The organism is Candidatus Oscillochloris fontis (assembly GCF_004138135.1).
Taxonomy (GTDB): Bacteria; Chloroflexota; Chloroflexia; order Chloroflexales; family Chloroflexaceae; genus Oscillochloris; species Oscillochloris fontis.
Genome location: NZ_RYFD01000091.1, coordinates 1 through 4781 on the forward strand (window position 1 = coordinate 1; position 4781 = coordinate 4781).

Consider the following 4781-nt stretch of genomic DNA (forward strand, 5'->3'; position numbering starts at 1 on the left):
GTCTGCGAGTCTGCAACCTTCGATGCCATCGCACGAGTCTGCGACCTTCAATGCCACCGCACGAGTCTGCGACCTTCGGTGCCCGTCAACGAGTCTGCGACCTCAATGCCCGTCATCGAGTCTGCGACCTTCATTGCCCGTCTGCGAGTCATCCCCCCGCCCAACATCGCCTCGCAGGTGACGCCGCTGGCGCGGCCTGCGAACCCGGTGCATTCTGGGTGTTTCCTGGTGGGCAAGCCTCATGCAGATCACGGGAAGCTGCCAGCGGCGCACCTGAAGGCTGGCGTTGGGCGGCTCATAAACGCTACCACTACTAGAAATTCCATTTTAAGGCTAAATTTGTGCTATAATAACGCCATGGTATAGTGTAATGAAGAAACTTGCAGAGATTATATGAATTTAAGTGATTTTACAATCAGGCTACTGCTCCTCTCACTGCCAGGGTTCATTGGAATAATGACCTATCGCTCACTAAAAGGGCGGCCCGACAACTATAAAGATTGGGAAGACATCCTTGAAATGGCGCTTTTTTCTCTGTTAAGTTATAATATTTATGGATTAGGACTAACGTTTACTAATTATCGAGGCTGGACAAATACACAAGTTGTGATATCACAAGCACTCCTTGATAATGGCGTGCCGATAAATTGGTTAGAGATAGTCATTACAGCAACCATTAGTTTTGTAATAGCCTTCATAGCTTCTTTCTTGTATACAAAAGATACAATAAACAAGATTGGACGCAAGCTAAGAGTAACGAGTATGTTTGGAAATAAAGATGTATGGGATTTTTATTACAAAAACTACGGAAATCAATGGGCCTTTGTTCGAGACTACAAGACCGATATGGTATATTATGGTCATATACTTTCATATTCAAATACAGATAAAGAGAGAGAATTGATAATAACGGATGTTGATGTCTACACTAACACAACAAGTGAATTCAGATATAGTTGTCCTGTTATGTATATATCACGATCAAGAGATGATTTGACTATTGAAATACCTGATTTCAGTATAGGGTTCGAAGAACCTAAGAAGGAAACATGTCATGAGCGAACAGGACAAAAGCAAGGACAAATCACCAATCAAAATAGTAGATCCACCTCTTCATCGCGCTCAAGCCGAGAAAGGAAACGTGAATCCACGCCCGACAAATCAAAAGCCTGATATAAAGCCTCCACCGCAAAAGCCTGCATCAGGGAAAGATAAAGAGTAAATTAATACTTACACCACTACCAAAGCCGTCCAACATGGCATGGCGCGTCCCTAAACTTGGTAGTTTTTTAGAATGTCGCCTCGTGCCGTCGTTTGTCTCTATCTATGAAAGCTGCCAGCGGCGCACCTGAAGGCAGGCGTTGGGCGTCGGGACGGACTTCCAAGCCCGTTAAGTCGGTTTCGATCAGCGCCCGTTGGTGAGTCGGCAACCTTCGAGTCCCGTCAGGGAGTCGGCTTCGGCCTCTGTCCGTCGAGGAAAGAGAATCGGCTACGATGAACACCCGTTAGCGATCAGCCATGTTCACCACCCGTTAGCGAATCGGCGACGATGAACGCCCGTTGGGGTATTCGCCACGAGCAGCGTATATTGAAGAGACAACAATGGGAGGAAACCGGGTCATCGCCAGCCCGCCGCCCAACATCGCCTCGCAGGTGACGCCGCTGGCGCGGCCTGGGAACTGGGTGCATTCTGGAAATGTCCTTCTGGGCAAACATCGTTCGGATCACGGGACGTTTGCCAGCGGCGCACCTGAAGGCTGGCGTTGGGCGGCTCCTCAACCGACAACACCCTTGCCGGACGGAACGAGATGGACATACCACCAATGAGGATGTTCTCTTAATCCCGTAAAACTCTTTTCACATCGAACACCTCTATATCTTGGTGATGAGCCATTCCGTAGATAATGGTAATCTATTCCGTCGTTCTTTCACCATCTATGCTATACTTGACCGTAGCGCTGTTCGCCAGAGGCCACGACACAGGAGGTGCGTGATGACTCCGAAGATGGCGATCCTCATTGTCCGATCCCCAGATATTTTGAGTGGAACCCCGGTCTTTGCCGGTACACGGGTTCCGGTCAAAAATCTGCTCGATTATGTCCGCGCAGGCGACACGATTACGGCCTTCTTGGACGATTTCCCATCGGTCAGCCGGGAGCAAGTAGATACGGTTTTAGCTCGCGTAGAAGCGCTTGTCCTGGAGATGAATGATGCGCGTGCTGCTTGACGAATGTTTACCGCGAAAGCTGAAATATCGCCTCAATGGACACGAGGTAACGACCGTTCAAGAGCGAGGATGGTCAAGTAAGAAGAATGGAGAACTCTTACGTCTGATGAATGAGTCTGTCGATGTATTTCTGACATCGGATCAGAATTTACGTTACCAGCAGGATCTGAGCAATATTCGCTATCGGATTATCGTGTTAGTCGCCCACGATAATCGTCTTCTTACCCTTCAGCCATTCATGCCACAGGTGCAACAAGCAATTCCCTTGATGCTCCCTGGCTCGGTGATCGAAATTGGCATGCGCGAAGACTGATGCGTTCCTGTAAGAATCACTAGACGCATGGGAAAGCCCTCCTTCTCTTTCTTCTGTCAATCCGCCGCCCAACATCGCCTCGCAGGTGACGCCGCTGGCGCGGACTGAACCTGGGTGCGTTCTAGACATTTCCTGCTGGGTTGAGCTTCGTTCCGATCACGAGAATCTGCCAGCGGCGCACCTGAAGGCTGGCGTTGGGCCGTCTCTGCCCGAAGCCTTGGGGCATGCCAACGATGCTGAGGCGTCCGGGCGATGCATGATTGGGGATGGATCGCATGGTCAATACCTGATGAGCGATGTTGTGCCAGGGGGCACAGATGGGAGCGCGCCGTGCCAGCGATCCGTGCCGTGCCACCGATAGATGGGGGTTGTTCGTCAACAGATCGCAGCACGAACGCCGTGTCAACCTATCAATGGCGTACCAGAAATTGATGGGGGTTGTTCGGCAACAGATCGCGTCAAGAACGATGAGCCAACCATCACTGCCGTGACACCAACAACGGAGGCGGAGGCGCTGAGGACGCGCCATGCCCACCGAGACAGCGCCGTGCCAGGGGCAAGGCCAAAAAAGGAGAAAATGCGTGTTTCCTCGCTTGACATAGAACACGCTTCCCTTGTATCTTGGAGTCAGCATCACGCGGTCTGTTCGGGAGGAGGGAATGCCCACCATTTTGCGTATCGGCCCCTATCGCTTTTTCTTCTACTCGGCGGATTGCAACGAACCCGCACATGTCCATGTCGAACGGGACTCCCAGATTGCCAAGTTCTGGCTCATGCCGGTTCGTCTCTCCGAAAGTGGCGGCTTCGGACGCCGTGAGTTGCTGCGGATACAGCGCCTTATCGACGAACACCACGAGACGCTCTTGCGAGGATGGAATGAGCATTGTACCCCTTGATGGAGCGATGGCCCGCGCCCAGCAGGTCACCATTTCCGACGACGCGCTCACCGTTGATTTACGCGATGGGCGTACCATTATTGTGCCATTGACGTGGTATCCTCGCTTAGTGCATGGGACGCCCCAAGAACGACACCATTGGCGGTTCATTGGAGATGGAATCGGCATTCATTGGCCCGATCTGGACGAAGACATTAAGGTTGACCATCTTCTGAGCGGAAAAGCCTCCAATGAGAGTCAGACATCCCTACAGCGATGGTTGCGGCAACGAACCATCCCAGCACGCGCTGAACCACCGAAGGAACCTTCCTGATCAGGAGAACGACCTTCCTGCCGTACCAGAGGTACGGCAGGAGTCGCGCAAACAGTGCCGTGCCCACCCTTCACGGCGCTACCACGGGAACATGCCAGGAAAACGTGGAAGACCTCTTTTGTCCGCAGTGCCGGAAGCAAAAGCAGTCATCCGTCATCAACAGCCCCGCGCCCAACATTGCCTCGCAGGTGACGCCGCTGGCGCGGCCTGCGAACCCGGTGCATTCTTGGTATGTCCTTCTTGGGCAAGCTTCAATCGGATCACGGGACGTTTGCCAGCGGCGCACCTGAAGGCTGGCGTTGGGCGGCATCTCATCCCTAAAAGCCTATGCCGAACATTTGTATTAAATCGGAAAGGAGGTTGTGAAACAAGGTTTTCAAGTTGATGGAAAGATACTATACTTTTTAAAATTATGAGTCAGAATCGCTTGCTATTATGGATTAACTAATGAGTGATATAGATCAACTAAGAAAGATACTATGTGAAGCTGCTTATGACTCTACAAATAGTGCTATCCCTCTTCTGATACAGATTATTGATGATGCTTTAGGAAATGGAAAGAGACGCTATGACGTGAGCAAACAGACGAGAGATCAATCGAGCGAGCTAACATCTTTGCTTACTAGATTAGCTAATCGTGAGATTCAAAGTAATAACACTCTCTTGTCTTTTGGGTCAGGAAACCAGTTGGGTGATATAACAATAAGAGATATTATTAGTGGAAGTAAATTTACTATCAATATTGTTTTAGAATTAGATAAGCCAAAAGTACAAAAAATCGAAGAGAAACGTGTGTTTGGTTGTCTGAATGTATCTATCTTATCGATCAGTACTTCAAGAATTATTACTACTCTAATATTGATAATCGCAATAACTATGATTTCGATTTTCATCAGGCAAATAATAAAGAACCCTTTGTTACCAATTAGGCCAACTAGCTTAGCAATAGAGCCTACTATAGCAATCCTACACCAGTCGTAAAGTCCTTGCCAATTGATTACGGCTATGCCGTACCAGGTCGCGGTAGCCAAT

At 49.8% G+C, this 4781-nt stretch carries 7 protein-coding genes; 6 read left to right on the forward strand and 1 reads right to left on the reverse strand.

The features are described 5' to 3' along the window. Positions 1-456 precede the first annotated feature (456 nt). The 3 genes from EKD03_RS17835 to EKD03_RS18995 all read left to right on the forward strand — a co-directional run bounded on the left by EKD03_RS17835 (position 457) and on the right by EKD03_RS18995 (position 2540). A complete protein-coding gene (locus EKD03_RS17835) occupies positions 457-1173 on the forward strand; it encodes a hypothetical protein (RefSeq protein ID WP_129633754.1) in 717 nt (238 codons plus the stop codon). 820 nt (positions 1174-1993) lie between these two features. After that, a complete protein-coding gene (locus EKD03_RS17840) occupies positions 1994-2227 on the forward strand; it encodes a DUF433 domain-containing protein (RefSeq protein WP_129633756.1) in 234 nt (77 codons plus the stop codon). Next, the gene (locus EKD03_RS18995) at positions 2211-2540 is read left to right on the forward strand and encodes a DUF5615 family PIN-like protein (RefSeq protein ID WP_129633764.1); all 330 of its coding nucleotides are present in this window, start codon (positions 2211-2213) and stop codon (positions 2538-2540) included. The genes EKD03_RS17840 and EKD03_RS18995 overlap by 17 nt, the downstream gene beginning before the upstream one ends. Positions 2541-2661: 121 nt before the next feature. Here the strand turns inward: EKD03_RS18995 and EKD03_RS18525 are convergent, their stop codons facing one another. Beyond that, the gene (locus tag EKD03_RS18525) at positions 2662-2817 is read right to left on the reverse strand and encodes a hypothetical protein (RefSeq protein WP_161569311.1); all 156 of its coding nucleotides are present in this window, start codon (positions 2815-2817) and stop codon (positions 2662-2664) included. Between the two features lie 382 nt (positions 2818-3199). Here EKD03_RS18525 and EKD03_RS17850 point away from each other — a divergent pair, with 382 nt between their 5' ends. The 3 genes from EKD03_RS17850 (at position 3200) to EKD03_RS17860 (ending at position 4730) form a co-directional block, all read left to right on the forward strand. Next, positions 3200-3436 carry a DUF4160 domain-containing protein gene (locus EKD03_RS17850; RefSeq protein WP_129633758.1) on the forward strand — a complete coding sequence of 79 codons (237 nt, stop codon included), beginning with the start codon at positions 3200-3202 and terminating at the stop codon, positions 3434-3436. Continuing rightward, positions 3417-3749, forward strand: a complete 333-nt coding sequence (locus EKD03_RS17855; protein ID WP_129633760.1) for a DUF2442 domain-containing protein — start codon at positions 3417-3419, stop codon at positions 3747-3749. The genes EKD03_RS17850 and EKD03_RS17855 overlap by 20 nt, the downstream gene beginning before the upstream one ends. 447 nt (positions 3750-4196) lie before the next feature. After that, positions 4197-4730 (forward strand): hypothetical protein, encoded by a 534-nt coding sequence (locus tag EKD03_RS17860; protein ID WP_129633762.1) that lies wholly within the window; start codon positions 4197-4199, stop codon positions 4728-4730. Positions 4731-4781: the final 51 nt, after the last annotated feature.

Bases quoted from the DNA above. Each gene is read 5' to 3' on its own strand.
- EKD03_RS17835 (WP_129633754.1), top strand. From the start codon at position 457: ATGACCTATCGCTCACTAAAAGGGCGGCCCGACAACTATAAAGATTGG.
- EKD03_RS17840 (WP_129633756.1), top strand. From the start codon at position 1,994: ATGACTCCGAAGATGGCGATCCTCATTGTCCGATCCCCAGATATTTTG.
- EKD03_RS18995 (WP_129633764.1), top strand. From the start codon at position 2,211: ATGCGCGTGCTGCTTGACGAATGTTTACCGCGAAAGCTGAAATATCGC.
- EKD03_RS18525 (WP_161569311.1), bottom strand. From the start codon at position 2,817: ATGCGATCCATCCCCAATCATGCATCGCCCGGACGCCTCAGCATCGTT.
- EKD03_RS17850 (WP_129633758.1), top strand. From the start codon at position 3,200: ATGCCCACCATTTTGCGTATCGGCCCCTATCGCTTTTTCTTCTACTCG.
- EKD03_RS17855 (WP_129633760.1), top strand. From the start codon at position 3,417: ATGAGCATTGTACCCCTTGATGGAGCGATGGCCCGCGCCCAGCAGGTC.
- EKD03_RS17860 (WP_129633762.1), top strand. From the start codon at position 4,197: ATGAGTGATATAGATCAACTAAGAAAGATACTATGTGAAGCTGCTTAT.